26 protein-coding genes are annotated in these 26,984 nt (G+C 67.5%); 11 read left to right on the forward strand and 15 right to left on the reverse strand.

The window, feature by feature from the left end:
- Positions 1-58: 58 nt before the first annotated feature.
- Genes QQA13_RS07035 through QQA13_RS07045 form a run of 3 tightly spaced genes read right to left on the reverse strand, consistent with a single transcriptional unit; the run spans position 59 to position 2,989 of the window.
- Positions 59-1,009, reverse strand: a complete 951-nt coding sequence (locus tag QQA13_RS07035; protein ID WP_108471326.1) for a GNAT family N-acetyltransferase — start codon at positions 1,007-1,009, stop codon at positions 59-61.
- A complete protein-coding gene (locus tag QQA13_RS07040) occupies positions 1,006-2,202 on the reverse strand; it encodes a cupin domain-containing protein (RefSeq protein WP_108471325.1) in 1,197 nt (398 codons plus the stop codon). Before QQA13_RS07040 ends, QQA13_RS07035 begins: the two co-directional genes overlap by 4 nt.
- A 34-nt stretch (positions 2,203-2,236) precedes the next feature.
- Positions 2,237-2,989, reverse strand: coding sequence for a sulfite exporter TauE/SafE family protein (locus tag QQA13_RS07045; RefSeq protein ID WP_108471324.1), 753 nt, complete (start codon positions 2,987-2,989; stop codon positions 2,237-2,239).
- Between the two features lie 168 nt (positions 2,990-3,157).
- On the opposite strand from QQA13_RS07045, the gene QQA13_RS07050 reads away from it, so the two are divergent.
- From QQA13_RS07050 to QQA13_RS07060, 3 genes are read left to right on the forward strand one after another with little or no spacing between them, the layout of a single operon-like run.
- Positions 3,158-5,008, forward strand: a complete 1,851-nt coding sequence (locus tag QQA13_RS07050; protein ID WP_108471323.1) for an assimilatory sulfite reductase (NADPH) flavoprotein subunit — start codon at positions 3,158-3,160, stop codon at positions 5,006-5,008.
- Between the two features lies 1 nt (position 5,009).
- Positions 5,010-6,710 carry an assimilatory sulfite reductase (NADPH) hemoprotein subunit gene (cysI, locus tag QQA13_RS07055; RefSeq protein ID WP_108471322.1) on the forward strand — a complete coding sequence of 567 codons (1,701 nt, stop codon included), beginning with the start codon at positions 5,010-5,012 and terminating at the stop codon, positions 6,708-6,710.
- A complete protein-coding gene (locus tag QQA13_RS07060; protein WP_108471321.1) occupies positions 6,707-7,429 on the forward strand; it encodes a phosphoadenylyl-sulfate reductase in 723 nt (240 codons plus the stop codon). Before cysI ends, QQA13_RS07060 begins: the two co-directional genes overlap by 4 nt.
- A 129-nt stretch (positions 7,430-7,558) precedes the next feature.
- Here QQA13_RS07060 and QQA13_RS07065 read toward each other — a convergent pair whose 3' ends face one another.
- On the reverse strand, positions 7,559-8,554 hold the full coding sequence (locus QQA13_RS07065; RefSeq protein ID WP_108471320.1) for a LysR substrate-binding domain-containing protein: 996 nt from the start codon (positions 8,552-8,554) through the stop codon (positions 7,559-7,561).
- A gap of 311 nt (positions 8,555-8,865) precedes the next feature.
- On the opposite strand from QQA13_RS07065, the gene cysG reads away from it, so the two are divergent.
- On the forward strand, positions 8,866-10,335 hold the full coding sequence (gene cysG / locus QQA13_RS07070) for a siroheme synthase CysG (RefSeq protein WP_108471319.1): 1,470 nt from the start codon (positions 8,866-8,868) through the stop codon (positions 10,333-10,335).
- Between the two features lie 68 nt (positions 10,336-10,403).
- Positions 10,404-11,345, forward strand: coding sequence for a cysteine synthase A (cysK, locus tag QQA13_RS07075; protein WP_108471318.1), 942 nt, complete (start codon positions 10,404-10,406; stop codon positions 11,343-11,345).
- Positions 11,346-11,420: 75 nt separating this feature from the next.
- On the opposite strand, the gene QQA13_RS07080 is transcribed toward cysK, so the two are convergent.
- The 3 genes from QQA13_RS07080 to QQA13_RS07090 form a co-directional block, all read right to left on the reverse strand.
- Positions 11,421-11,783 carry a VOC family protein gene (locus QQA13_RS07080; RefSeq protein WP_108471317.1) on the reverse strand — a complete coding sequence of 121 codons (363 nt, stop codon included), beginning with the start codon at positions 11,781-11,783 and terminating at the stop codon, positions 11,421-11,423.
- Positions 11,784-11,878: 95 nt separating this feature from the next.
- The gene (locus QQA13_RS07085; protein ID WP_159082175.1) at positions 11,879-12,454 is read right to left on the reverse strand and encodes a hypothetical protein; all 576 of its coding nucleotides are present in this window, start codon (positions 12,452-12,454) and stop codon (positions 11,879-11,881) included.
- A gap of 397 nt (positions 12,455-12,851) precedes the next feature.
- Complete coding sequence (locus QQA13_RS07090; protein ID WP_108471315.1) at positions 12,852-13,235, reverse strand: winged helix-turn-helix transcriptional regulator; 384 nt, start codon at positions 13,233-13,235, stop codon at positions 12,852-12,854.
- A gap of 156 nt (positions 13,236-13,391) precedes the next feature.
- On the opposite strand from QQA13_RS07090, the gene gstA reads away from it, so the two are divergent.
- Positions 13,392-14,012, forward strand: coding sequence for a glutathione transferase GstA (gene gstA / locus QQA13_RS07095; protein ID WP_108471314.1), 621 nt, complete (start codon positions 13,392-13,394; stop codon positions 14,010-14,012).
- A 168-nt stretch (positions 14,013-14,180) separates the two neighbouring features.
- Here gstA and purB read toward each other — a convergent pair whose 3' ends face one another.
- Entirely contained in the window at positions 14,181-15,548 is a 1,368-nt protein-coding gene (gene purB, locus QQA13_RS07100) for an adenylosuccinate lyase (RefSeq protein WP_108471313.1), read from the reverse strand.
- Positions 15,549-15,652: 104 nt separating this feature from the next.
- Here purB and QQA13_RS07105 point away from each other — a divergent pair, with 104 nt between their 5' ends.
- Positions 15,653-17,035, forward strand: coding sequence for a class II fumarate hydratase (locus tag QQA13_RS07105; RefSeq protein ID WP_108471312.1), 1,383 nt, complete (start codon positions 15,653-15,655; stop codon positions 17,033-17,035).
- Positions 17,036-17,106: 71 nt separating this feature from the next.
- Here QQA13_RS07105 and QQA13_RS07110 read toward each other — a convergent pair whose 3' ends face one another.
- Genes QQA13_RS07110 through QQA13_RS07130 form a run of 5 tightly spaced genes read right to left on the reverse strand, consistent with a single transcriptional unit; the run spans position 17,107 to position 20,410 of the window.
- Positions 17,107-17,811, reverse strand: a complete 705-nt coding sequence (locus QQA13_RS07110) for a hypothetical protein (protein ID WP_108471311.1) — start codon at positions 17,809-17,811, stop codon at positions 17,107-17,109.
- A 33-nt stretch (positions 17,812-17,844) separates the two neighbouring features.
- Positions 17,845-18,825 (reverse strand): hypothetical protein, encoded by a 981-nt coding sequence (locus tag QQA13_RS07115; RefSeq protein WP_108471310.1) that lies wholly within the window; start codon positions 18,823-18,825, stop codon positions 17,845-17,847.
- Positions 18,822-19,679 carry an ABC transporter ATP-binding protein gene (locus tag QQA13_RS07120; RefSeq protein WP_108471309.1) on the reverse strand — a complete coding sequence of 286 codons (858 nt, stop codon included), beginning with the start codon at positions 19,677-19,679 and terminating at the stop codon, positions 18,822-18,824. The genes QQA13_RS07115 and QQA13_RS07120 overlap by 4 nt, the downstream gene beginning before the upstream one ends.
- Entirely contained in the window at positions 19,676-20,065 is a 390-nt protein-coding gene (locus tag QQA13_RS07125) for a GntR family transcriptional regulator (RefSeq protein ID WP_108471308.1), read from the reverse strand. Before QQA13_RS07125 ends, QQA13_RS07120 begins: the two co-directional genes overlap by 4 nt.
- 3 nt (positions 20,066-20,068) lie before the next feature.
- Positions 20,069-20,410, reverse strand: a complete 342-nt coding sequence (locus QQA13_RS07130) for a hypothetical protein (RefSeq protein WP_159082174.1) — start codon at positions 20,408-20,410, stop codon at positions 20,069-20,071.
- A gap of 213 nt (positions 20,411-20,623) precedes the next feature.
- Here QQA13_RS07130 and QQA13_RS07135 point away from each other — a divergent pair, with 213 nt between their 5' ends.
- Positions 20,624-21,409: an SDR family NAD(P)-dependent oxidoreductase gene (locus QQA13_RS07135; RefSeq protein WP_108471306.1), complete on the forward strand. Its 786-nt coding sequence runs from the start codon at positions 20,624-20,626 to the stop codon at positions 21,407-21,409.
- A 63-nt stretch (positions 21,410-21,472) separates the two neighbouring features.
- On the opposite strand, the gene QQA13_RS07140 is transcribed toward QQA13_RS07135, so the two are convergent.
- A complete protein-coding gene (locus tag QQA13_RS07140; RefSeq protein WP_108471305.1) occupies positions 21,473-23,140 on the reverse strand; it encodes an amidohydrolase in 1,668 nt (555 codons plus the stop codon).
- A gap of 151 nt (positions 23,141-23,291) precedes the next feature.
- Positions 23,292-23,876, reverse strand: a complete 585-nt coding sequence (locus tag QQA13_RS07145; protein WP_108471304.1) for an FMN-dependent NADH-azoreductase — start codon at positions 23,874-23,876, stop codon at positions 23,292-23,294.
- 111 nt (positions 23,877-23,987) lie between these two features.
- On the opposite strand from QQA13_RS07145, the gene QQA13_RS07150 reads away from it, so the two are divergent.
- The 3 genes from QQA13_RS07150 (at position 23,988) to QQA13_RS07160 (ending at position 26,984) form a co-directional block, all read left to right on the forward strand.
- Positions 23,988-24,962, forward strand: coding sequence for a LysR substrate-binding domain-containing protein (locus tag QQA13_RS07150; RefSeq protein ID WP_108471624.1), 975 nt, complete (start codon positions 23,988-23,990; stop codon positions 24,960-24,962).
- Between the two features lie 61 nt (positions 24,963-25,023).
- Complete coding sequence (locus QQA13_RS07155) at positions 25,024-26,166, forward strand: pyridoxal phosphate-dependent aminotransferase (protein WP_108471303.1); 1,143 nt, start codon at positions 25,024-25,026, stop codon at positions 26,164-26,166.
- Complete coding sequence (locus QQA13_RS07160; RefSeq protein ID WP_108471302.1) at positions 26,163-26,984, forward strand: amidohydrolase; 822 nt, start codon at positions 26,163-26,165, stop codon at positions 26,982-26,984. The genes QQA13_RS07155 and QQA13_RS07160 overlap by 4 nt, the downstream gene beginning before the upstream one ends.

Below are 26,984 nucleotides of genomic sequence, written 5' to 3' on the forward strand. Positions count from 1 at the left end.
CGCACGGAAGCGTTGCCGGACGAAACGCCGGGCCAGCCGCCGTTCAGCCGGTGCCGGGCTAAAGCCTCAGCGCCTGCAGTTCGCTGGCCGGTTCGGCACGTTCCCACACCTCGTCGAAGTGCTGCTGCAGCGGCGCCTGGGCGGCGCGGTCGCGGCGCGCGGCGCGACCTTGCGCGCGGTCGGCCTCGGGCAGGAACAGGTAGCCGCCGGCGTCGTTGAGCAAGTAAGCCGAGATGTAGGCGCGGTCGGCCTCCTCCATCGGCGTGCGGATCCGGATCGCGCTGGGCAGGCGCTGGGCCAGTGCAATCAGGCGATGGTCGTTGCGCAGGGCGGCGGCCGGGTCGTGCAGCAGGATGCGGATCTGCGCGCCGCGGCCGGAGATCGCGATGCGCCGCAGTTCGGCCAGCTCTTCCGCACTGGCGTAGCTGTCGTTGCCCAGCAGCGGCAGGTAGATCGACAACTGGTGGCGCGCATCGGCCAGCAGTTGCCGGCGAGTTTCGGCTGTCTCGCCTTGCGTGCCGGCGGGCAGCGTGGCGACGTCGCGCGGCGGCGCGGCATCGGCGGCCGCTGCGGACAGGTCCAGGCGCATCGCCCGGTGCGCCAGGCCGGCGTCCTCGAACTCCTCGCCGTACGCCACGAAATTCTCGCGTTCGTAGAAACCGATCGCACTGACCTGGGCGTCCAGCGCCACGTCCGGCCAGCCCTGCGTGCGGGCGCGGACGACCAGTTCGCGCAACATCGTCACGCCCACGCCGCGACCGCGCCACTCCTGCAGCACGGCCATGCGGCCGATCTTGTGTGCCGGCGTGAGCCGGCCGCAACCGATCGGCCGGCCGGCCTCGTCGCGGGCCAGCACGTGCCAGCAATCCGTGTCCAGCCCGTCGCGTTCGCGCTGCTCGGGCACGCCCTGTTCCAGGATGAACACCACCTCGCGCAGGTCGAGCAGGGCAGCACGCTGGTCCTCGCGTGACCAGTCGGCAATCTCGACGTGGAAATCCTGCAGCTTCATCGGCGGCGGCGTGGCTTGTGCGGCTGCAGGTGGCCGTCGTTGACCAGCGCCAGCAGCAGGGCGCGTTCGCTGGCATCGAGCTTGCGCCCGGCCTCGAACGCGCGCTGTTCGCACAGCTGCTGCGCCAGCGCCGGCGTGGCCGGGTACGGCTGGCCGCTGGCGTACAGCGTGCAGCCGGACTTGCCGCGGCTCCACGCCAGCCGCGACCACGGGTGGCGCAGCAACTGCGCACCGGCATCGAGCTGTTTCGCCAGCATGGCCTCGGTCAGCGGCCTGGCCGGCGGCACCGGCACTTGCGCACTGCGGTAGCGGGTGACAAAACGACCGAACCATTCGCGCAGCAGATCCTCGCGCAGGGCGGCGGCGAACGGCAGCGCGTCCTTCAGACGCTCGATCGCGGCGCGGTCGATCTCGCCGGTGGCGGTGGCCGGCTTCAGGTCCGGGTCGGCGTAGCGCAATTCTTCCGGCAGATGCTCGGCGATGAAGTCGGCCAGGTCGCCGGTCAGCTCGGCCTGCGACGGTGCGCGCATGCCGACGGAGAAGGTCATGCACGGGCCACCGAAGGCCACCCCGTCGTGCGGCACGCCGGGCGGCAGGTACAGCATGTCACCCGGTTCCAGCAGCCATTCGTGGGTCGGTTCGAACTGCACCAGCTGCTTCAGTTCCACGTCGGGGCGGAACGCCTTCGGCGCCAGCGGGTCGTCGCTGATCGCCCAGTGGCGCTGGCCCAGGCCCTGGATCAGGAACACGTCGTACTGGTCGATGTGGGCGCCGACGCCGCCGCCGGGCTCGGCGTAGGAGACCATCACGTCGTCCACGCGCCAGCTCGGCAGGAAGCGGAAGTGTTCCAGCAACTGAGCTACATCCGCGTCCCACTTGTCGACGTCCTGCACCAGCAGGGTCCAGCCGCTGTCGGGGGTATTGGCGAAGTCGGCCTCGTCGAGCGGACTCGATTTGACCTGCCAGCGATCACGCTTCTCGTCGTGCACGATCAGCCGCGCCAGCGCAGTCGGTTCGCAGGCCAGGCCGGCCAGGTCGTCCGGCTGCAGTGGTGGCTGGAAGTCGGGGAAGGCGTGGCGGACCAGCAGCGGACGCTTCTGCCAGTAGTCGCGCAGGAAGCGGGCGGGCGGCATGCCCAGCGGCTGCTTCGCGGAGCCGCGGACTTCGATCGGAAAGGAGGCTGGCTTGGTCATGCGCGCATTGTAGCGGCGACCGGCGGGGGTGATGTCAGTGCAGCGCCTTCACCACGTTGTTGAGACCCAGTGCCAGCACCGCGGTGGCGGCCAGCAGCGTCGCGGCCCGTGCCGGCATGCGCCGGGCCAGCAGGGCGCCAAACGGGGCGGCAAGCATGCCGCCGGCGATCAGGCCGAGCACGGCGACGCCGTTGGTGGCGCCGACATGCATCAGGAAACTGACGCTGGCGGCCGCGCTGACCACGCACTTGGCCAGGTGCACGGTACCGATCACCGTGCGCGGCGTGGCGCCACGGGCAACCAGGGTGGTCACGGTCAGCGCGCTCCAGCCGCCGCCGGCCACGGCATCGGCGAAACCGGCAACCAGTCCCAGCGGGCGGGTGGCACGCGGCACCACGTCGTCATGGCCACGGTCGCGCCGCATCGCCCGTCGCAGCAGGAATACACCCATGCCCAGCATGTAGACGGTGAGCGCCAGTCGCATCCAGTTTGCCGGTGCATGAGTGACCACGTAGGCGCCGATCACGGCACCGATCGCGCCGGGAATGGCCAGCGTCCAGAACAGCTGCCGCCGCACGTTGCCGGCCGCCAGGTGGCTGAGGCCGGAGGCACCGCAGGTGAAGGTCTCCGCGTAGTGCACGCTGGCGCTGGCCACCGCCGGCGGCAGGCCCAGCCCCAGCAGCATCGCCGCCGAGACGACACCGTAAGCCATACCCAGCGCACCATCGACCAGCTGGGCGAATACGCCCACGGCGGCGAAGGTCAGAAATTCGGATAGTGGAGGCATGGGCGGGGACATCCGTGCGCGATGCGGAAGTGTAGCAAGTATCGGAAGCGGGTCCGCCGCCCGGAAATAAGGCCTCGGCATAAGCACATGTCGACATATCCTTTCCCGGGCATGCGGTTAAAAAATAATTTGGACGTCAAGAATTATGGACGTCCAAATGGAGTCGCCGTGAATACCGTCGCCGTACCGAACCTTCCTGCGCCAAGCCTCGATGCAGACAAGCTGGCCCGGCTGACCCGTGAACTGGAGAGCCTGACGGCGGCCCAGCTGTACTGGATTGCCGCATGGAGCGCGGCGCAGGCCGAGCAGGTGCAACGCGGCGGGACGACAGTTGTGCCGGTGGGGCAGCCGGCCGGGTGGCTGAGCATCGTCTACGGCAGCCAGACCGGCAACGCGAAGCGCATCGCCGAGCAGCTGGCCAGTCGTGCTGAAGCAGCCGGCCTGCCGGTGCGGCTGCTGCGCGCCGATGCCTATCCGCAGCGCGAGCTGGTACAGGAACGCCATCTGCTGCTGGTGATCAGCACCCAGGGCGACGGTGAGCCGCCGGACGACGCGCGCGGCCTGTTCGAGTTCATCAGCGGCAAGCGCGCGCCGAAGCTGCCGGCGCTGCAATTCGCGGTGCTGGGGCTGGGCGATTCGAGCTACCCGCAGTTCTGCACGATCGGCCGCCAGCTCGACGTTCGCCTGGCCGAGCTGGGTGGCAGCCGCCTCGCTTCCTTCGGCGAAGCGGACGTGGAGGTCGAGGCCGTCGCTGCGCCGTGGGTGGAGCAGGCGTTGGAGCAGGCGCGGGAGCGGCTGCGCCAGGCCGGCGCGCCGGTGCGGGCGACCCCGCTGCACGTGGTGCCAAGCCGCAGCGCCTGGTCGCGCGAACAACCCTTCGCCGCCACCGTGCTGGCCAACCAGCGCATCGTGGCGCGCGACAGCGCGCGCGACGTGCGCCATGTCGAGTTGTCGCTGGAAGGCTCCGGCCTGCACTACCAGCCGGGCGATGCGCTGGGCGTGTGGCCGCACAATCCGCCGGCACTGGTCGAGCAATGGCTGGAAATCCTGCAACTGGACGGCGCGCAGCCAGTGACCCACCAGCAGCGCACCTTGCCGCTGCGGCAGTGGCTGGGCCACGAGCGCGAGATCACCCGGCTGCACCGCGGCTTCATCAGTGCGCTGGCGACCGCCGGCGGCCACGACGAACTGGCCAGACTGCTGCAGCCGGAGCAGTCGGCGCAGTTCGCGGCGGTACTGGCCGACGAGCAGCCGATCGACCTGCTGCGCCGCTACCCGGCGACATGGCAAGCCGAGACGCTGCTGGCGGCGTTGCGGCCACTGGCGCCGCGGCTGTACTCGATCGCCTCCAGCACAAAGGCGGTGGGCGAGGAGGTGCACCTGACCGTGGCGGTGGTGGATTACCAGGCGCACGGCAGCGCGCACTGGGGCGCCGCCTCCTCGTTGCTCGCCGCGACCGGCGAGGACGGCAAGCTGCCGGTATTCATCGAGCCGAACGAGCGCTTCCGCCTGCCGGCCGATGGCTCGCGCGACATCATCATGATCGGGCCGGGCACCGGCGTGGCGCCGTTCCGCGCGTTCGTGCAGGAACGGCGCGAAAGCGGCGCCACGGGCCGCAACTGGCTGTTCTTCGGCAACCGCCACTTCGCCAGCGATTTCCTCTACCAGGTGGAGTGGCAGCAGGCGCTGCAGGACGGCTCGCTGCACCGGCTCGACCTGGCGTTCTCGCGGGACCACGCTTTTTCTGAAAGTCCGCACAAGGATGTGCGGGGTGTTGCGAGGGATTCGCATAAGACCTATGTCCAGGATCGCCTGCGCGAACACGGCGCCGAGCTGCATGAGTGGCTGGAGAACGGCGCACACCTCTATGTCTGCGGCGACGCGAAACACATGGCCCGCGACGTGCATGCCGCGCTGGTCGACGTGATCGTGGCCCACGGCAACCAGTCAGCCGACGAGGCGAACGCCTGGCTCGGCGATCTCCTGCAACAGGGCCGCTACGCCCGCGACGTGTACTGACATGAGCACGAAACTCTCGCACCTCGAACACATCAAGGCGGCCAGCCGCTTCCTGCGCGGCACCATCGCCGAGGGTCTGGCCGACGCGGTCACCGGCGCGATCAGCGACGACGACACCAAACTGCTGAAGTTCCACGGCAGCTACCAGCAGGATGACCGCGACCTGCGCGAGGAGCGCCGCAAGCAGAAGCTGGAACCGGCCTACTCGTTCATGCTGCGCGCACGCCTGCCCAGCGGCGTGGTGACGCCGGCGCAGTGGCTGGTGTTCGACCGCATCGCCCGCGAATACGCCAGCGGCACGCTGCGCATCACCACGCGGCAGACCTTCCAGTGGCACGGCATCATCAAGCGCAAGCTGAAGCCGACTATCGCGGCGATCCACGAGGCGCTGGCCACCACCATCGCCGCCTGCGGCGACGTGGTGCGCAACGTGGTCAGCACGGCGAACCCGGTGGAGTCGGCCGCGCATGCCGAGGCGTATGCCTGGGCCACGCGGCTCTCGACCGAACTGGCACCGAAGACGCGCGCCTATCATGAGATCTGGCTGGACGGCGAGAAGCTGCACGGTGATCCCGTGGAAGAGAGCGAGCCGCTGTACGGCGCCACCTACCTGCCTCGCAAGTTCAAGATCGGCCTGGCGATCCCGCCGCTCAATGACATCGACGTGTTTGCGCAGGATCTGGGCCTGATCGCGATCGTCGAGCAGGGCAGGCTGCGCGGCTTCAACATTGCCGTCGGCGGCGGCATGGGCGCGACCCATGGCGACGCCAGCACCTACCCGCGGCTGGCCAGCGTGATCGGTTTCGCCACGCCGGAACAGTTGTTCGCGGTGGCCGAGGCGGCGATCGGCGTGCAGCGCGACTGGGGCGACCGGGCCGAACGCAAGCACGCTAGGTTGAAGTACACGCTGGACCGGCACGGTCTGGACGCCTTCAAGGCCGAGCTGGAATCGCGCCTCGGCCACGCGCTGGCCGCGCCGCGTGCGTACCGCTTCGAGCACAACGGCGACCGCTACGGCTGGGTCGAGGGCCACGACGGCCGCTGGCATCTCACCCTGCACATCGAATCCGGCCGGCTCGCCGACGTGGGCGAGCGGCGCTGGCTCAGCGGCCTGCGCGAGCTGGCGAAGGTGCATGCCGGCGACTTCCGCCTGACCTGCAACCAGAACGTGATCGTGGCGAACGTCGCGGCGAGCGAGCGCGAGCGCATCGACGCGATCGTGCGCGAGCACGGGCTTGACGGCTACCGCAAGCAGAGCGCGATCCGCCGCCATGCGATCGCCTGCGTGGCGCTGCCCACCTGCGGCCTGGCGATGGCCGAAAGTGAGCGCTACCTGCCGGCGCTGCTGCCGAAGCTGGAGGCGTTGCTCGATCGACATGGCCTGGCCGACGCGCCGATCCTGCTGCGCTTGTCCGGCTGCCCGAACGGCTGCTCGCGGCCGTACCTGGGCGAGATCGCCCTGGTCGGTCGCGGGCCGGGGCGCTACGACCTGCGTCTGGGCGCCGACTTCAGCGGCCAGCGGCTGAACCAGGTCTATCGCGAGAACGTGGACGAAGCGGCGATCCTCGCCGCGCTCGATCCGCTGTTCGCGCGCTACGCCGCCGAACGTGCGGACGGCGAGGGCTTCGGCGATTTCCTGCTGCGTGCCGGTATCCTCGCGCCGCTGCCGTCGCGGCGCATTCCGGCGGAACTGCTCGCGTGAGTGCCGTGCTCCTCGAGCAGGCTCCGCACGAGCCGCGCGCGCTGGCCGCGTTGAACGCCATGCTGTCCCGGCTCGACGCCGAACGCCGGGTGGCGTGGGCGCTGGAAAACGTCGCCGGCGAGCACGTGCTGTCGTCCAGCTTCGGCGCGCAGTCGGCGGTGTCGCTGCACCTGGTGACGCGGCAGCGGCCGTCACTGCCGGTGGTGCTGATCGACACCGGATACCTGTTTGCCGAGACGTACCGCTTCGTCGACGAGTTGACCGAGCGACTCGGGCTGAACCTCAAGGTGTACAGCTCGCCGCTCAGTCCCGCCTGGATGGAAGCGCGCCACGGGCGGTTGTGGGAGCAGGGCGTGGCCGGGCTCGACCACTACAACCGGCTGCGCAAGGTCGAGCCGATGCAGCGTGCGCTGGCCGACCTGCACGCCGTCGGCTGGTTCGCCGGCCTGCGCCGCGGGCAGTCGCGGAGCCGGGCGGCGATCGAGTTCGCGGCGATCCGCAACGGCCGCTGGAAGTTTCATCCGCTGGCCGACTGGAGCGATCGCGACATCGGCCAGTACCTCGCGCGCCACGGCCTGCCGTACCACCCGTTGTGGCAGCAGGGCTACGTCTCGATCGGCGACAGCCACACCAGCCATCGCTGGGAGCCGGGCATGGACGCCGAGGACACCCGTTTCTTCGGGCTCAAGCGCGAATGCGGACTGCACAGCATCGCGTAGACTTTCCGCGCTGGCTCGTCGGGCCTACATCTGGCAGCTTCGTAGGGCGGGCGGTGCCCGCCGCTCTTGCCACATTTCATCGCGAGGTGCCGGAAAAGCGGCGGGCGGTGCCCGCCCTACGAAACGGTTTCAGGCGGCGTCGGGCAGCGCGGTGGGCGGACGCTCCCGCCAGTGCGGCACCGCTGGCCACTCGATGGTCGCAGCATCGGCAGCCAGCGCGCGCACCACGTCGCGGCGGTCCAGGTGCGGCGCGAACTGCGCGATGAACTCCAGCACGTATTCGCGCAGCACGCTTTCACGGCGCAGCACGATCCAGGTCGTGCACTGGGGAAACAGGTGATCGGCCGGCAGCGCACGCAGGTCGGTATCGCTTTCCAGCATCGCCATCTCGGCCAGTACGCCGATGCCCAGGCCGGTGCGCACGTAGGTCTTGATCAGGTCGGCGTCGCCGGCGGTCATCGTGATCTGCGGATGCAGGTCGACGGCCTCGAACGCACGGCGCAGCGAGGAGTCGGGCTTCAGCGAGGAGTCGTAGCTGACCAGCGGCAACGCGGCCAGCTGGTCGAGCGTGGGCGGTTTCCCGCCCGCGCCCAGCGGATGCCCCTGCGGCGCCACGATCACCCGCTGCCAGCGGTAGGCCGGCAGCGCGATGCCCGTGGCTGGGGGCGCGCCGGCGGTGCTGATCACCGCCAGGTCGACGCGGCCGGCCTCCAGCTGGGCCAGCACTTCGCTATCGCGGCCCGGCTGCAGGTGCACGCTGACCTGCGGGTAGCTGCGGCTCAGCGCGCCGATCGCGGCGGGCAGGGCGAAGCGGGCCTGGGTGTGGGTGGTGGCGATGCGCAGCTCGCCGCGCGCCTCGTTGCGCAGGTTGGCGGCGATCGCACGGATGTTGGCCGTCTCGGCGAGGATCGTGCGGGCGCGTTCCAGCACGTGCCGGCCGGCGTGGGTCACCGCGTCCAGGCTCTTGCCCTTGCGCACGAACAGCTGGAAGCCCAGTTCGTCCTCAAGCTGCTTGAGCCGCTTGCTCAGGCCGGGCTGGGTGGCGTGGACGCGCTCGGCGGCCAGCGTGATGTTGAGGCCGGAGTCGGCGATGGCAACGAGGTAGCGTAATTGGGTCAGCGTCATGGCGATGGTCTCGTGGGCAGTCGGGATCGTGGGATCGGGGCGCGGACGGAACACGGATACATCGCATGGCACGGGCCGGCAGCGTGCATGGAGCCTGGGCAAAGGCGGCCGACCTAGGGTCGCGGGCGGGTTCGTGGTGGTGGGTTGGACGAATCATGATTGGACGTCTATACGGCCATTTTGCCGAATGGTCAAGTGTGGCGCGCTTCATAACGCAGCGGCATATGGACACAAGCGCAGATCATTTGCCGGGGCGATGGCGCTTGCGTAGCGTGGTTTTGCCCTCCCTTGCACGCCGCGGTTCCGCCCGAATGAAGCTCTATCCCCTGTTCGCCGACCTGTCCCGCCGCGCCGTGCTGGTGGTGGGCGGCGGCGCGGTGGCCGAGCGCAAGGTGGCAGCCCTGCTCGGCGCGCAGGCGCAGATTACCGTGAACGCACCCGAGCTCACCCCGCAGCTGCAGCGCTGGGTGGCGGCAGGGCGCATCGCCCATCGCCCCGATGCGTTTCGCGAGGCGTGGCTGGAGCGGGTCTGGCTGGTGGTGGCCGCCACCTCCGACACCGAGCTGAACCGGCTGATCGCCACCTTCGCCGGGCTGCGGCGGATCTTCGTCAACGTGGTCGACGACGCCGCGCTGTCCAGCTTCCACGTGCCGGCGGTGGTGGATCGCGCGCCGTTGACCATCGCGATCTCCAGCGGCGGCGAGGCGCCGATGCTGGCGCGGCTGCTGCGCGAGCGGCTGGAAACCCTGCTCGACCATTCGCTGGGCGCGCTGGCCACGCTGACGGCACGCCTGCGCCGGCGCATCCGCCTGCGCTATCCGGAGCCGGCGGCGCGGCGCGGGTTCTACGAGGAACTGTTTGCCGGTCCGGTCGCCGCGCTGCTGCGCCAGGGCCGGCCGGACGAGGCCTGGCAGGCGGCCGGGCAGGCACTGGCGGCGCCGTCGCCCGCCCGGACCGGCTCGGTGGTGCTGGTCGGCGCCGGCCCCGGCGATCCGGGCCTGCTGACCCTGCGCGCGCTGCGTGCGCTGAACGAGGCCGACGTGATCCTGCACGACCGGCTGGTCAGCGCCGAGGTGCTGGAGCTGGCCCGGCGCGACGCCGAGCGGATCGAAGTGGGCAAGCAGGCCGGCCACCACCACACCACCCAGGACGGCATCCACGCGCTGCTGCTGCAGCACGCGCGGGCGGGGCGGAGGGTGGTGCGGCTGAAGGGCGGCGACCCGTTCGTGTTCGGCCGCGGCGGCGAGGAGCTGGAGTTCCTGCGCGCCAACGGCATCCCCTACGAAGTGGTGCCCGGCATCACCGCGGCCGTCGCCTGCGCGGCTTACGCTGGCGTGCCGCTGACCCATCGCGACCATGCGCAGTCGGTGCGTTTCGTCACCGCGCATTGCCAGTCCTCGCGCGACAGCCTGGACTGGGTCGCGCTGGCGCAGGAGCGGCAGACCCTGGCCGTGTACATGGGCGTGGCCGAGCTGGCCGAGCTGCAGGCCCGGCTGGTCGCGCATGGCCGCGCGCCGTCGACGCCGTTCGCCCTGGTCGAGAACGGCTCGCGCCCGGAGCAGCGGGTGGTCACCGGCACCCTGGCCCATCTGGCCGAGCGGGCCAAGGCCCACGGGGTGCGTTCGCCGGCATTGCTGATCCTGGGCGAAGTGGCGTCGCTGGCCACCTCGCTGGCCTGGTTCGGGGCGCCGCCGCTGGGTGCCGCGGTACATGACATCCGCCCCGCGCGCGCGGCCGGCCTGGTCGCCACCGACGTACTGGCGGCGGTGCACCGCGCCTGACGGTAGTTTCACCCGGGCGCGAGCATGCTCTCGCGACCGCCTTTCACCTTGCCAGACGGAGCCTTCCCATGATCTACAAGAGCATCCTCGACACCATCGGCAACACGCCGATCGTCAGGCTTCACCGCCTCGCCCCCAAGCACGTCGAGTTGTACGTGAAGGTGGAGGCGTTCAACCCCGCCGGCTCGGTGAAGGACCGCCTCGCGCTGGCGATCATCCTCGACGCCGAACAGCGCGGCACGCTCAAGCCCGGCCAGACCGTGATCGAGGCCACCTCGGGCAACACCGGCGTGGCGCTGGCCGCGATCTGCGCGGCGCGTGGCTACCCGTTCGTGGCGGTGATGTCCGATACGTTCTCGATCGAGCGGCGCAAGCTGATCCGCGCCTACGGCGGCAAGGTGGTACTCACGCCCGGCGCCGCGCGCGGCACCGGCATGGTGAAGGTGGCGGAAGAGCTGGCGCGCAAGCACGGCTGGTTCCTCGCCAGCCAGTTCGAGAACCCGGCCAACCCGGCCTACCACCGGCAGACCACCGCGCCGGAGATCCTGCGCGACTTCGCCGGCCGCCGGCTGGACTACTTCGTCAGCGGCTGGGGCACCGGCGGCACGCTCACCGGCGTGGGCGAGGTGCTCAAGGTGGCACGTCCGGAAGTGAAGGTGATCGCCACCGAACCGACCGGCGCGGCGCTGCTCTCCGGCAAGGAATGGCAGCCGCACAAGATCCAGGGCTGGACGCCGGACTTCGTGCCGGCCGTGCTCAACCCCAAGGTGGTCGACCGTATCGTGCTGGTCGACGACGTGCTGGCCCGCGACACCTCGCGCGCGCTGGCCCATCAGGAAGGCATCTTCACCGGCATCTCCTCCGGCGCCACGCTGGCCGCTGCACTGCAGGTGGCGGCCGAGGCACCGCAAGGCGCGGTGCTGCTGGCGATGCTGCCGGATACCGGCGAGCGCTACCTATCGACGTTCCTGTTCGAGGGAGTGAACGAGGGGTCGGATGAGGTGGAGTGACGGGCATTTGACGCTGGAATCAAGCCGAGCCGCGAAGCGGCTTCGGCTTGAACGAATTGCAGGCTACAGCGTGACCTAGAGTTCCTGCCCGAACATGATCCGATGGCCGTCAACGGTGCGGAGACCAAACTCCCGCATGCCCCAGGGCTTGTCGGAAAGCAATTGAGTGAACTCGGCACCCGCGGCCTGATACTCGGCGAATAAAGCGGAAGCGTCCGAAACTGTCACGTAGCCGTACCACGAGTGGTCGCCCAGCTCTGCAGCTGGAATCGCATCCGTACATTCGCCGAGCATCACACGAAAGCTGCCACGAGACAGAAATGTCCAGCCAGGCGCCGTAAAGTCGATGCCGAGTCCGAGAACAGAGGTGTAGTAATCCGTGGACTTGGCCAAGTCAAGGACGGCAAGTGTGTATCGAACTTTGGTGAACTCGGACATTTTTGTCTCCCCGCAGCGAACTGTGGTGTTGACGCTTAACGCCTGAGTTAAGCCGCGCCGCGAAACGGCATCGGTTCGGAGGAATTGTTAGCATTCTATCCGGGAGCACTGCTGGGTTTTGCAGGAGTAAGCGTGTCACGCAAACTCAAGATCTCCTTGCGACGATCTGCACGAAGGGCGGGCACCACATAGATTTCATGTAATACCTCGCGAAGAGCTGCAAGTATGACGCGGAGGTGTTTTGACTCCCATCCGTCGTACGAATTCTCGTGGACTTTCGAGCTGGTCAGCTGCTGGATAGTCAGCAGCGTGTCGAAGTAGGCTGGATCTACCTCGGGGTGCAGTTCCTTAAGAGACTTGATACGGTCTTCGTAATTTTCGCCGGAAGCACCGGATAGCACACCCAGTTCGTAAACAATCTTGCGGGCGCAGGCGGATGCGCCGGTAAGGAAATTCGACTTGGCGCAGCCCTCGGACTCTGTCAATAGTTCGCGAAGACGAGCTGGAACCCGATTGTCTAGCACGAAGAACGATGTAGGGACAGAAAAGAAAAAAGCGCTATCCAAGTACTCGCCCATATCGACGCCATCGATGTCCGAGAAGCGATAGACCGGAGCATTGTTGAGGTTTCCGATGTGGTGCCGATCAATGTCCATGAACGTCAGGTGCATGGACCTTTTCTTACAGGATTCGCACCGTACGATAAAGAATGCGCACTTCTTCGATTCGGTCCAATCGAAAGTGCCGGAGTCGACAATGTGGTAAGACACGTGCCGCCGGTTGCAAAACGGGCAGTTATAGATTGTCGAGTCGACGAAGTAGCGACTGTCTAGGTGCGATTGATCAACCATAGGGTGCTAACTCGAAGTAGGTTTCAGATTGCAGTGTAATACCGCAGTCTAATTCGTGCCTTCGGCGCAGCTGGTGTGCTGCAAGCCTGCAAATATCAACGACTTAAATCCCCTGGTTGCAGCCTGACTCCGCAATCTAATCCCGCAGCATTTGACGACGCTGGAAGCGACATTGGCATCGTTCCACGAGCCCACCCCGGAGGCAAGCAGGCGCGCCTCACCCCACCACGCGCACCTGCTTCCCCAGCGAAGCCCGCGAATCCCATTCCGCGATCAGCCGCTGACCCACCCGTGCCAGCGCGCTGATCGCCGGCAGCAGTTCGCGGCCGAGTTCGGTGAGTGCGTATTCGGCGGAGGGCGGGGAGGTGTCGAGCAGGCGGCGGGAGACGAGGCCGCGTGATTCCAGTTCGCGCAGGCGGGCGCTGAGTACGCGGGCGGAGATGCGCGGGATGTCATGGCGCAGTTCGCCGAAGCGGCGCGGTTCGCCGCTCAGGTACCAGATCACGTTGGGTGCCCAGGCGCCGCGCAGCAGCGCCAGGCTTTCGGTGAGCGGGCAGGCGGGCGGCGGTGCGACCTTGCTCTTGCGGACGGGAAGGCCCATGCGGGTGGCTCGGTAACCGGGGAGTTACTGCATTCTAGGACTAACCGATAGTTAGATGGTATCCAATAGTAACCATGGTGGCGTAGCATGCGAGGGAGGGATGCGCGGCTTTGACCGGCGCGCGTCCGTTTCCCCGTCCCCATCAGGAGTCATCGCATGAAGCTTTATTACTCCCCCGGCGCCTGCTCGCTTTCCCCGCACATCGTGGCGCTCGAGGCTGGCATTCCGCTGCAACTGGAGAAGGTCGACGGCAAGGCCAAGCGCACCGAGCACGGTGCGGATTTCTGGCAGATCAACCCCAAGGGCTACGTGCCGGTGCTGGTGCTGGACAGCGGCGAAGTGCTGACCGAAGGCCCGGCGATCGTCCAGTACCTGGCCGACCAGAAGCCGGCGAGCGGCCTGGCGCCCGCCAACGGCACGCTGCCGCGCTACCACCTGCAGGAGATGCTGGGCTACATCAACTCGGAGATCCACAAGAGCTACAGCCCGCTGTTCAAGCCCGATACGCCCGAAGCCACCCGTGCCGAGCGCAAGGAGTACCTGGCGAAGCGCTACCAGTTCATCGAGGGCGTGCTGGCCAAGCAGCCGTTCCTGCTGGGCGACAAGTTCACCGCGGCTGACGCCTACCTGTTCACCGTGACCAACTGGGCCAAGCCCGTGGAGCTGGACCTGTCCGCATTTCCGTCACTGCTGGCGTTCCAGAAGCGTGTGGCTGCGCGCCCCGCGGTGCAGGCGGCGTTGGAGGCGGAAGGATTGGTAAAGAAGGCGCTGGCCTGATACGCATCGGGCCGCGGTGATGCGCGGCCTGGAGCGGTACTCCCTCCCCTGCTTGCAGGGGAGGGCTGGGGTGGGGTGCTTTTGATCTTTCTTGCCAGCCCGGAGCTACCCCCTCCCAACTTCCCCCTGCAAGCAGGGGGAGGAGTCTGTTAAACGCGAGGATTCCTGTCAGATCTCCCGCGCCAGCCCCTCGGCCAAGCCGATGTAGCCGCCCGGCGTGAGGTCGAGCAACCGCTGCTTCGCTTCCGCCGGCAGGTCGAGGCCGGCGATGAATTCGCGCATCGACTCCTTCGTGATGCCGTGGCCGCGGGTCAGCGCCTTGAGCTGTTCGTAGGGTTGCGGCAGGCCGTAGCGGCGCATCACGGTCTGCACGGCTTCGGCCAGTACTTCCCAGCTGGCGTCGAGGTCGGCGGCGATGCGTTCGGCATTGACGTTGAGTTTGCCCAGGCCTTTCTTCAGCGATTCCAGCGCAACCAGGCCGTGACCGAACGCGGTGCCCAGCGCGCGCAGCACAGTGGAATCGGTGAGGTCACGCTGCCAGCGGCTGATCGGCAGCTTCTCGGCGAAATGGCCGAGCAGGGCGTTGGCGAGGCCGAAGTTGCCCTCGGCGTTCTCGAAGTCGATCGGGTTGACCTTGTGCGGCATGGTGGAGGAACCCACCTCACCGGCCTTCAGCGTCTGCTTGAAGTAGCCCAGCGAGATGTAGCCCCAGATGTCGCGGGCCAGGTCGATCAGGATGGTGTTGGCGCGGCGCACCGCGTCGCAGTATTCGGCCACGTTGTCGTGCGGCTCGATCTGGGTGGTATAGGCGTTGTAGTCGAGGCCGAGGCTTTCCACGAAGCGCTGCGAGAACGCGCGCCAGTCGAGCTCCGGGTAGGTAATGACGTGGGCGTTGTAGTTGCCCACTGCGCCGTTGATCTTGCCGGAAATCTCCACGGCGGCGAGCTGCCTGTGCTGGCGCTCCAGCCGCGCCACCACGTTGGCGATTTCCTTGCCCAGCGTGCTGGGCGAGGCGGTCTGGCCGTGGGTGCGCGAGAGCAGCGGCAGCGCGGCGTTCGCGTGCGCCATCTCGCGCAGCCTGGCGATCACCGCGTCCAGCTGCGGCAGCAGCACCTGGCTGCGCGCGTCGCGCAACATCAGCGCGTAGGACAGGTTGTTGATGTCCTCGCTGGTGCAGGCAAAGTGCACGAACTCCTTGGCCTGCGCCAGGCCGGCATTGGCGCCGATCTTCTCCTTGATGAAGTACTCCACTGCCTTGACGTCGTGGTTGGTGGTGGCTTCGATCGCCTTGATCCGCTCGCCGTCGGCTTCGCTGAAGTCATCCGCGATGGCTTGCAGGGTGGCGACCTGGGCGGCGTCGAACGGCGGCAGCTCGGCGATCTTCGGCTCGGCAGCCAGCGCCAGCAGCCAGGCGATTTCCACCTGCACCCGGCGATGCATCAGGCCGAACTCGCTGAAGATCGGGCGCAGCGCTTCGACCTTGCTGGCGTAGCGGCCGTCCAGCGGCGACAGGGCGGTCAGGGCGTGGTTGGACATCGGGGCGTTCCGGCAAGGGGAAACAGGCATTTTACATTGACAGCGGCGCGATGCCTTGCGGCCTATAGTTGGCGGGTTTCCCACCCCCTTGCAAGGACAGAACCATGAGCGGCTTCCGCATCGAACACGACAGCATGGGCGAGCTGAAGGTCCCCGCCGACGCGCTGTACGGCGCGCAGACCCAGCGCGCGATCGACAACTTCCCGATCTCCGGCCTGCACCTGCCGCGCCAGTTCATCCGCGCGCTGGGGCTGATCAAGGCCGCGGCCGCCGAGGTCAACCTGGTGATGGGGCATCTGAAGAAGAACCAGGCCGCGGCGATCCGCAAGGCGGCGCTGGCGGTGGCCGATGGCCAGCATGACGCGCAGTTCCCGATCGACATCTTCCAGACCGGTTCGGGCACCAGCACCAACATGAATGCGAACGAGGTGATCGCGCACCTGGCGGTGGCGACCGGTGCCAAGGTGCATCCGAACGACCACGTCAACTACGGGCAGAGCTCGAACGACGTGATCCCCACCGCGATCCACGTCAGCGCCACGCTCACCACCAGCGAGCAGCTGCTGCCGGCGCTGAAGCACCTGAAGAAGGCGATCGACAAGCGCGCGCGTGAATTGCGCAACACGCCGAAGACCGGCCGCACCCACCTGATGGACGCGATGCCGATCACCTTCGGCCAGGAATTGTCTGGCTGGTCGGCGCAGATCGGTTCCGCCATCGAGCGCATCGGGGATGCGCTGAAACGCATGCGCCGGCTGCCGCAGGGTGGCACCGCGGTAGGCACCGGCATCAACGCCGATCCGAAGTTCGGCCCGGCGATGGCGGCCCAGCTGAAGAAGCTGACCGGGGTGAAGTTCGAGTCGGCGCAAAACTACTTCGAGGGCATGGCCGCGCAGGACGCCGCGGTGGAGCTGTCCGGTCAGCTGAAGACGCTGGCGGTGGCGCTGATGAAGATCGCCAACGACCTGCGCTGGATGAATTCAGGCCCGCTGGCCGGCCTGGGCGAGATCGAGCTGCCGGCGCTGCAGCCGGGTTCGTCGATCATGCCGGGCAAAGTCAATCCGGTGATTCCCGAGGCCACCGCGATGGTCGCCGCGCAAGTGATCGGCAACGACGCTTCCATCACCATCGCCGGCCAGTCCGGCAACTTCCAGCTCAACGTGATGCTGCCGCTGATCGCGCACAACCTGCTGCAGTCGATCGGCATCCTGGCCAACGTCAGCATGCTGCTGGCCGACAAATCCATCGCCGGCTTCAAGGTCAACAAGGCGCGGGTGAACCAGGCACTGGCGATGAACCCGATCCTGGTCACCGCGCTGAACCCGGTGATCGGCTACGAGAAGGGCGCAGCCACCGCCAAGCTGGCGTACAAGCAGCACCGGCCGATCATGGAGGTGGCGTTGGAAACCACAGGGCTGTCAAAAGCGGAACTGCAGAAGCTGCTCGATCCGATGACGCTGACCAGGGGCGGCATCCACGGCGAGTGAGTCGACTGCCGCTAAACGCGAAACGGCGCGCCAGCAGGGCGCGCCGTTTCGCCGGGCGGAGTGCGGGTAGCTTAATCGGAGAACACAGCAAAGCCCTTCTTGCCGTCCTTGTCCTTCATGTCCTTGCCGCAGTCGTCGACGTCCTGCTGCGTCATCGTGGCGTAGGGCTTGAACGCAGGCATCACTGCGGCCAGCTTCTGCTGCGAGGTCATCAGGTCGGGCAGGCGCTTGCACAGTTGCATGGCGGCGGCCTGGATCTGATCGGTCTGCGGCTTGATGCTGGCTTCGATCTCCTTGTCGGTCTTGCCGGTGAACGCGCCCCAGATCGCCTGCTTGGCCGCGGTGACGCCGACGTCCGCGCCGCTGGCGCCGATGTCCATGCCGGCTTCAGCGATGCCGATGATCTGCTGGCGATAACCCACCAGCAGGGTGTGCTGTTCCGGCGTGGCCTCGACCGGCTTGCCGGCGATGACCAGCGTGCCCTGCGGGGTGATCACCGCCTTGGGCAGGGAGCCGTCGTGCGGGTGCGGACCGTCGCCGATGTGGATGCCGCCCACGTCGATGTCCTTGGTGACCAGCTCCTTCTTGGCCTGCTCGATGCCCTTGCGGACCTCGGTGGCAATCATCGAGGAGGAAGTCTGCTCGTGGACTTCCTTCGCGGCCTGCGTGGTGTCGCCGGCGGCGCCCGATGGGCTGGTGTCCTGCCCGGATTGGCTGCAGGCAGCCAGCGGCAGCAGCAGGACCAATGCGAGTGTATTGAGCGTGATGCGCTTCATGGATGTTCTCCTTGATCCGAATTCGACTGGAAGTCAGCTGTCGTCGCGCCAGCGGCGGAACCAGATGGCGCCGGCCAGCAGGCCCAGGCCGATCACGACGCCAATCCACAGGTCCGGTGATGCCAGCAACTGGTAGGTGTTGGCGAGGTCCATGAAGTCCATGCTCGGGTTGCCGGAGACGTGGACGATGGAGTCGCCGTTGGTGTTGAACATGCTGCCGGTGCCGGGGAAGGTGCTGAGCAGGCCGCGCTGCACGATGTTCTTCCAGAACCAGGTGGCCGGCAGGTTGAACACGCCCATCAGGCCGAACCAGCTGATCACCAGGCCGCTGGCCACCGGCAACGCGACGGCCCAGAGGAACGGCTTGTTGCGTGCCCAGGCCGAGCAGAGCAGCAGCCAGCCGACCGACGGCAGGGCCCACAACACATACAGCGGGATGTAGCCGATCAGGTTGGACATGATGCGGAAGGGATGGGCCAGCAACAGCAGCTGCCACACATTCACGCCATGGAACGACAGGGTGATGGCGAGGATCAGCAGCTGCAGGATGCCGACCACGAGACCGACGATCACGGCGATCACGGGGGCGAGCACGGTACCGCTGATGACCTTGGACAACACGGTGCTGGCGTCGGAGATGGGCAGGGACTTCCAGAACAGGATGCTGCGGTCACGCCGGTCGTCATACAAGGCGCCGAGGCAATAGAAGAACACCACGAAGCCGAGTACCACGGTGAGCAGGCCCATCGCCGAATACATCGCCAGGTCCAGCGCAAAGCCCACCTTGCTGAGGTCGCCCGCATCCATGTCGGACATGACAACGTGCAGGCCGCTGCTGGCTCCAAAATGGATGCCATGGCTGGCGCCCAGCACCTCGGCGGTGATGATGCCCATGATGTTCAGCAGCAGAAAAATGCCGCCGGTGATGACGGGGGCCCAGAAAAAGCCGCCGCGATGTTCCCAGAACTCGCGTTTCACCAGCCAGTAGGTGTCTTTCCAGATCGGGGTGTTCATGCGTAGGTCCCTTTCATGGTGGCGACGAACAGGTCGCTGACGGAAGGCCGGCGGGTTTCGCCCAGTTGCTCCAGCGTCGCGCGGTTCGCGCCGTCAAACAGAAAAATGCTCTTGCCGAACACCTGGCGCTCGTCCAGCGGCTTCAATGCGCGGGCCGCGTCGGCCTTGTCGGCGCCCACCATCACTTCGATGAAGCGCTCGCCGACTGCGTCCATGTCGGCGTCCAGCACGATCCTGCCGTCGCGGATGAACATCAGGTCGGTGAGGATGTGCTCGACTTCCTCCACCTGGTGCGTGGTGACGATGATGGTCTTGTTCTCGTCGAAGTAGTCTTCCAGCAGGTTCTGGTAGAACTGCTTGCGATAGAGGATGTCCAGGCCCAGGGTGGGTTCGTCCAGGATCAGCAGCCTGGCGTCGATCGCCATCACCAGCGCCAGGTGCAGCTGCACGATCATGCCCTTGGACATCTGCCGCACGCGCTGCTCGGGCTGCAGCTTGGTGCGCGCCAGGAAAGCCTCGCACTTGGCGCGGTCGAAGCGCGGGTGCACGTTGGCGACGAAGTCCACCGCCTGGCGTACCTTGATCCAGCGCGGCAGCACGGCCACGTCGGCGATAAAGCACACTTCGCCCATCAGCTTGTCGCGCTGCTTGCGCGGGTCGAAGCCCAGCACGTTCAGTTCGCCGCTGAAATCGGTGAGGCCCAGGATCGCCTTCAGCGCGGTGGTTTTGCCGGCGCCGTTGGGGCCGATCAGGCCGACGATGCGGCCGGGTTCGATGCGGAAACTGGCGTTGTCCAGCGCCAGTGCCGACTTGTATCGCTTGGTCAGGCCACTGGCCGTGATCACCGCGCTCATGATTTGTCCTCCTTGTCGGCGTTGCCCTTTTCGGTTGGGGCTTCGCGCATAAGCGTCTTCAGATCCAGCCCCAGTCGCTGCAGCCGGGCAAACAGGACCGGCCACTCCTCGCGCAGGAACCGCTCGCGTTCGGATTTCAGCAGCGCCTCGCGAGCGCCTTCGATGACGAACATGCCCAGACCCCTCCTTTTCTCAACCAGTTGTTCGTCGACCAGTTCCTGGTACGCCTTCGACACGGTCAGCGGATTGATCTGAAAATCCGCGGCCACCTGGCGTACCGACGGCAGCGGGTCGCCCTCGTTCAAGGCGCCGTCCAGGATCATCGCCACCACGCGTTGCTGCAGCTGGCGATAGATCGGGACGCTGTCGTTCCAGATCATGGTCATGTTTTATTCCTTGGCGATGCGGCCGAACTTGTTGCCAAACGAATAGTAGGGCATGGCCAACTGCGACCCGAGCAGGCTGAACTGCTCCGCGTGGCTGGCGCCATCCAGGTGACCGATGGCCGGGATCGCGGCGACGCCGGCGACGCCGATGTCGTTCAGCAGGGCGGCGGTGCGCATTTCGGCAGCGCTGGGGGTAACCTGGACCGGGGCCAGGTCGATGACGTGGATGGTGCTGGTCTTGCTGGCCGGGGCTGGCTGGCTGTCGACGTTGTAGTTGACGGCGCTCAGGCTGGCGAAGGTGAACAGGACGGCGGCGGCGCTGGCGATCAGGTTTTGCGCTTTCATGACGGGCCTCCTTGGTGACCTCGTTGAGTGGTGTTGTAGTGAACTATAACACCATGTTTCGATCCGTCAATAGGTGCGTGGCTATTTCGCAACATGACTGATGGCCTAGGCGCCGAAACCGCGCTGCAGCGCGGTTCGGCAGCATCGGAACCGCGGTGGCGGCCGTCACGGCGTGGTTCAATGGGCCGTCTTCAGCCTCGACGGAGCAGCCCGATGGATCTCGAATTGACCGGACGCGTGGTGGTGGTCACCGGCGCCAGCAGGGGCATCGGGCTGGCCTGCGCGGCCGCGTTCGCCCGCGAGGGGGCGACGGTGGTCGGCATCGCGCGCGACCCGGCCAACCTGCAGGCGGCGCAACGCCAGCTTGCCGCGGCCGGGCTGGCGCTGGCGGTGCAGGCGGCGGACTTGAAGGACAGCGTGGCGGCCGGGCTGGTGATCGAGCGCATCGAGCACGACCACGGCCCGATCGACGTGCTGGTGAACTGCGCCGGCGCGGCGCGCCGCACGCCGCCGGCCGAGCTGGACGCGGTCGCGGTGCTGGCGGCGATGCAGGCGAAGTACCTCAGCTACATGCACGCGATCGACCCGGTGATCCGCCGCATGGGCGCGCGTGGCCGCGGCAGCATCGTCAACGTGATAGGGCAGGGCGGGCGGCAGGCCAGCCCACAGCACATCGCCGGTGGTTCGGCCAACGCCGCGCTGATGCTGGCCACGGTGGGCTACGCCAACGCCTACGCCGGCAAGGGCGTGCGGGTCAACGCGATCAATCCCGGTATTACCCGCACCGGCCGCATGGAGGAGGGGCTGGACGCCGAAGTGCGCGCCACCGGCCTGCCACGTGAGGAACTGCTGGCGCGGCAGTTGGCCGGCATCCCGCTGGGGCGTCTGGCCGAGCCGGCGGAAATCGCCGACGTGGCGCTGTTCCTGGCCTCGGCGCGAGCCAGCTACGTCACTGGTGCGATCGTCCCGATGGACGGCGGCCGGGCCTCGACGATCTGAGCGCTGCTGCAAAGAAAAAGGCCGGCGTGGACGCCGGCCTTTTCCGTCCCGCATCCTGCGACATCAATCCCTGGCGGCGTAGACCTGCTTGCCGCCCACCCAGGTCTGCAGCACCCTGGTGTTCCAGATCTTGCTGGGCGAGTCCTTGACCACGTCGTGGTCGACCAGGATGAAATCGGCCCACTTGCCCGGCTCCAGCGTGCCCAGCGTGTGTTCCGCGTGCTCGGCGTAGGCCGCGTCAAGGGTGAACGCACGCAGCGCCTGCACCAGCGTCATGTCCTGCTGAGGGTACCAGCCGCCGGGCGGCTGGCCGTCGTGGTCCTCGCGGGTCACCGCCGAATACAGGCCGTAGAACGGGTTGGGTGACTCCACCGGGAAGTCCGAGCCGCCGGCGATCACCGTGCCCTGCTTGAGGAAGCGCTGCCATGCGTAGGCGCCGGCGATCCGCTGGTGGCCGATGCGGTCCTCGGCCATGTTCATGTCGGAGGTGGCGTGGGTGGGCTGCATCGAGGCGATCAGCTTGAGCGGCACGAAGCGGGGAATGTCCTGCAGCGACAGGATCTGCGCGTGCTCGACCCGGTTGCGCAGTGCGATCGCCTGCGGATGGGTCTGGTAGGCGCTGGCGAAACTGTCCAGCACCTCGCGGTTGGCGCCGTCGCCGATGGCGTGGATGGCCACCTGGTAGCCCCTGGCGAAGGCCTTGTCGATCTTCGCGGTCATCGCCGCGGGCGGCATGAACAGCAAGCCGCGGTTGTGCGGGTCGTCGCTGTAGGGCTTGAGCATCGCCGCACCGCGGCTGCCCAGCGCGCCGTCGGCGAACAGCTTCACCGTGCGCACGGTGAGGAAGTCGCCACCATAGCCGATCAGCGGGCCGTCCCGGCTGATGGTGTCGAACGCCGCGCCGGTGTCGCGGATCATCGCGTAGATGCGCGCGGTCAGCTTGTGCGCGTCGGCGTAGTCGCGGTAGAGCCGGTAGGTGTCCAGGTCGATGCCGGCATCGCCGACGCCGGTGAGGCCCACGCTGGCCATCTCGGCCAGCGCGGCGTCGAGTGCGGCGGCCCGTTCCTGCGCGGTGGGTGCAGGCACCTTGTCGTTGACCAGGTCGGTGGCGCCGTCGACGAACACGCCGGCCGGGTTGCCGCTGGCGTCGCGTTCGATGCGCCCGCCGGACGGGTCCCTGGTGGTCGCGTTGACGCCGGCCAGCTTGATGGCGGCGGAGTTGGCCCAGGCGGCGTGGCCGTCGACGCGGCTCAGCCACACTGGGCGGTCGGACACCACGGCGTCCAGTTCCTTGGCGGTTGGGAAGCGGCCGAGCTTCCAGATTTCCTGGTTCCAGCCGCCGCCGAGTATCCACTTCGCGTCGGGATGCGCTGCGGCGTAGGCCTTCACCTTGGCCAGCGCTTCTTGCAGCGATTGCGTGCCGGTGAGGTCGACGCTGTTGCGCGCGTAGCCGAGGTCCAGCACATGGCCGTGGGCATCGATCAGCCCGGGCAGCAGGGTGCGGCCGTGGCCGTCGATCACCCTGGCGTCGCCGGCGCGATTGGCCAGTTCGGCATGGCTGCCGGTGGCGACCACCTTGCCCTGATCAACCAGCAGTGCCTGGAAGTGCTGCAGCTTGCCGTGGCTGTCCAGCGTGTAGCCGTTGACGTTGTCGACCAGCAGGTCGGCGGCCTGCACCGCTGGCGCCAATGCCAGCAGGGCGAGCATGGACAGGCATAGCGAACGTTTCATGCGCGGATTCCGGTGGGCGGGTGAACCCGCAGTGTGTCGGCATGCGCGCGGTTTTTCCACCGTGGTGGTTACCGGTTGCCGGCGCGAAAACGCAAAACGCCCCCCTCCGCACGGGAGAGGGCGTTCGCGACGGCGCTGCAGCCGGAGGGCGTCAGGCGGCCCTGGCGACCAGTGTTCCGATCGTGTTGTGCGCCGACTTCAGCGCCGCGGCCTTCTGCTCGTCGCCGATCGCAACGCCTTCGGCCCGCACGAACTCGACGTCATTGATGCCAATGAAGGCAAAGGCGGCGCGCAGGTAGGGTTCCTGGAAATCCATCGCGGCGGCGGCTGCATCCTTGCTGTAGATGCCGCCGCGGCTGGAGGCGACGATCACCCGCTTGCCGCCGGCCAGGCCTTCGGGGCCGTTCGCGGTATAGCGGAAGGTCTTGCCGGCGACCAGGATGCGGTCAAGCCACGCCTTGAGCGAGCTGGAAATGGCGAAGTTGTACATCGGCGCGCCGATCACCACCACGTCGGCGGCGAGGAATTCCTCCAGCAACTGGTTGCCAAGCACGGCGGCAGGGTCGCTGGCGTCGGCCACCGGCGTCCAGTGCGGCAGCGGCTGGGCAGCCAGATCGTGGTAATGGATGGCGGTGTCGGGTGTGCTGCGCTTCAGCTCGGCTACGATGTCGGCGGTCAGCTGGCGCGACACCGAGTAGCCACCCAGCGCGCTGGAGTCGAGATGCAAGAGTTTCATGGAAAGGTTCCTGGTCGGGCCAACGATTGGCGATGGACTCAGGATATATTCCGAACAATATCGCGATAAGATGGCAGTTATCGAACTTATCGTTCTTGAATGGAAACGACGATGACGGTATTGAGCGGTGCCCTGCAGGACCTCAACGACCTGTACTTTTTTGCCGCGGTGGTCGAGCACGGCGGTTTTTCCGCGGCCGGCCGCGCGCTGGGCATACCGAAGTCGCGCCTGAGCAAGCGCGTGGCCCAACTGGAGGAACGCCTCGGCGTGCGCCTGCTGCAGCGGACCACAAGACGCTTCGTGGTGACCGAGGTCGGCGAGCGCTTCTACGCGCACTGCCGCGCCGTGCTGGAGGAAGCGCAGGCGGCGCAGGACGCCGTGGACGAATTGCGCGCCGAGCCGCGCGGCGTGGTGCGCCTGAGCTGCCCCGTCTCGCTGGCGCAGACCGTGCTGGCGCATGTGCTGCCGGATTTCCTCGCGCAGTACCCGAAGATGCAGGTGCGGCTGCTGTCGGGCAACCGCCGGGTCGACGTGATCGGCGAGGGTTACGACCTGGCGATCCGCGTGCGCACCAAGCTGGATACCGACGCGAACCTGGTGATCCGCACCTTCGGCCTGTCGCGCACCAAGCTGGTGGCCAGCCCGGCGCTGCTGAAGGCGCAGGGGCGCCCGCTGCAACCGGACGACCTGGCCCGCCTGCCGGCGCTGTCGATGAGCGAGCACGAGGGCGCCCAGCTGTGGGAGCTGATCGGCGCGAACGGCGCGCAGACCAGCGTGGAAGTGCAGGCGCGGCTGATCACCGGCGATTTCGCGGTGCTGCTGGAGGCTGCCCGCCGCGGCATGGGTGTGGCGCTGCTGCCGGAGTTCGTCTGTGCGCCGGCGATCACCGCAGGCGAGCTCGAAGTGGTGCTGCCGGAGTGGAGCGTACCCGAGGGCACCATGCACTTCGTCTATCCCAGCCGGCGCGGCATGCTGCCGGGCGTGCGTGCGCTGGTGGATTTCCTGGCCGAGCGGTTGCCGGCCACCACCTTGCAGAAGCACGAGCAATGCAAGCAGCGTCCGCAGGGCGAACTCCCCGCGGCATGATGCGCACGATGGTCCCGATGCAGTACGCTGCCGGGTTCACGGACATTTATACGGCCAAACGATGATCGCCACCAAGCTTCCCAAAGTCGGCACCACCATCTTCAGCGTGATGAGCCAGCTCGCGCTGCAGCACAAGGCGGTGAATCTGGGCCAGGGTTTCCCCGACTTCGAGCCGCCGCAGGGGCTGCGCGACGCGTTGACCCGCGCGATGAACGAAGGCCGCAACCAGTACGCGCCGATGCACGGCATCGCGGCCCTGCGCGAGCAGATCGTGTTGAAGACCGAACGGCTGTACGGCCGCAAGCTCGACGTCGATACCGACATCACGCTCACCTCCGGCGCCACCGAGGCGATCTTCGCGGCGATCGCGGCGACGGTGCGCGCGGGCGAGGAAGTGATCGTGTTCGACCCGGCCTACGACTGCTACGAACCGGCGATCGAGCTGCAGGGCGCGCGGGCGGTGCATATCCCGCTGACCGTGCCGGCGTTCGCGATCGACTGGCAGCGTGTGCGCGACGCGGTGACGCCGAAGACGCGCATGATCATGATCAACACGCCGCATAACCCGTCCGGTGCGGTGCTGTCGGCAGCCGACCTGGAGCAGCTGGCGGCGATCGTGCGCGATACTGATATCGTGGTGCTGTCCGATGAAGTGTACGAACACATCGTCTACGACGGCGCGCGGCACGAGAGCGTGCTGCGCCATCCGGAACTGGCCGAACGCAGCATCGTGGTCTCCTCGTTCGGCAAGACCTACCACTGCACCGGCTGGAAGGTCGGCTACGCGGTGGCGCCGGCCGCGCTGAGCGCCGAGTTCCGCAAGGTGCACCAGTACCTCACCTTCTGCACCTTCCACCCGGCACAGGTGGCGTTCGCCGAGTTCATGGCCAGCACGCCGCAGCATTATCTGGAACTGCCGGCGTTCTACCAGGCCAAGCGCGATCGTTTCCGTGCGCTGCTGGCGCCGTCGCGCTTCAAACTGCTCGACGTGCCGGGTGGCTATTTCCAGCTGGTCGATTATTCGGCGATCCGCGACGAGGACGACCTCGCCTTCAGTCGCTGGCTGGTGGAGCAGGGTGGGGTGGCCGCCATTCCGCTGACGCCGTTTTATGAAAGCGCGCCGGGCACGCGATTGCTGCGGCTGTGTTTCGCCAAGAGCGACGCCACCATGGAGGCGGCCGCGGAGCGGCTGTGCCGGCTGTGAGCAGCGATGGCGTGGGCCTCGAACCGCTGCGCGTGTCGCTGGTACAGGGCGCTACCCGCTGGCACGATGCGCCGGCAAACCGCGACTACTACGGCGCGCTGGTGCGCCAGGCCAAAGGCAGCGACTTGATCGTGCTGCCGGAGACCTTCCTGTCCGGCTTCAGCAACGACATCCAGGCCAGCGCCGACACCATGGACGGCGAGGGCGTGGCCTGGCTGCGCGCGCTGGCGATCGAGGTCGGCGCGGTGATCTGCGGCAGCCTGGCGATCCGCGAGGACGGCGTGGTCTACAACCGCCTGCTGTGGGTGCGCCCGGACGGCAGCTTCGAGCAGTATGACAAGCGCCACCTGTTCCGCATGGCCGGCGAGCACACTCGCTACGGCGGCGGCAACCAGCGGCTGGTGGTGGAACTGAAGGGTTGGCGCATCCTGCCGCAGGTCTGCTACGACCTGCGTTTCCCGGTGTGGCTGCGCAACCGCCGGCTGGCGTCTGCCACCGGTGGCATGGACTACGACCTGGCCGTGTTCGTGGCGAACTGGCCGGCGCCGCGCCGGCAACCGTGGCGTACCTTGCTGCGCGCTCGGGCGATCGAGAACCTCAGCTACGTGGTCGGGGTGAACCGGGTCGGCGTGGACGGCAACGAGATTCCGTATGCCGGCGACAGCGCGGTGCTCGATCCGGTCGGCGAGCCACTGGTGGAACTGGGCGCGCAGGAACAGGTGGTGACGATCACGCTGGACTCGGCACCGCTGCTGGCGCACCGCGAACGCTTCCCGGCGTGGATGGACGCCGACGCGTTCACGCTCGATCCGGGCTGA

This window comes from Rhodanobacter thiooxydans (assembly GCF_030291135.1).
In the GTDB taxonomy this organism is placed as follows: Bacteria; Pseudomonadota; Gammaproteobacteria; order Xanthomonadales; family Rhodanobacteraceae; genus Rhodanobacter; species Rhodanobacter thiooxydans_A.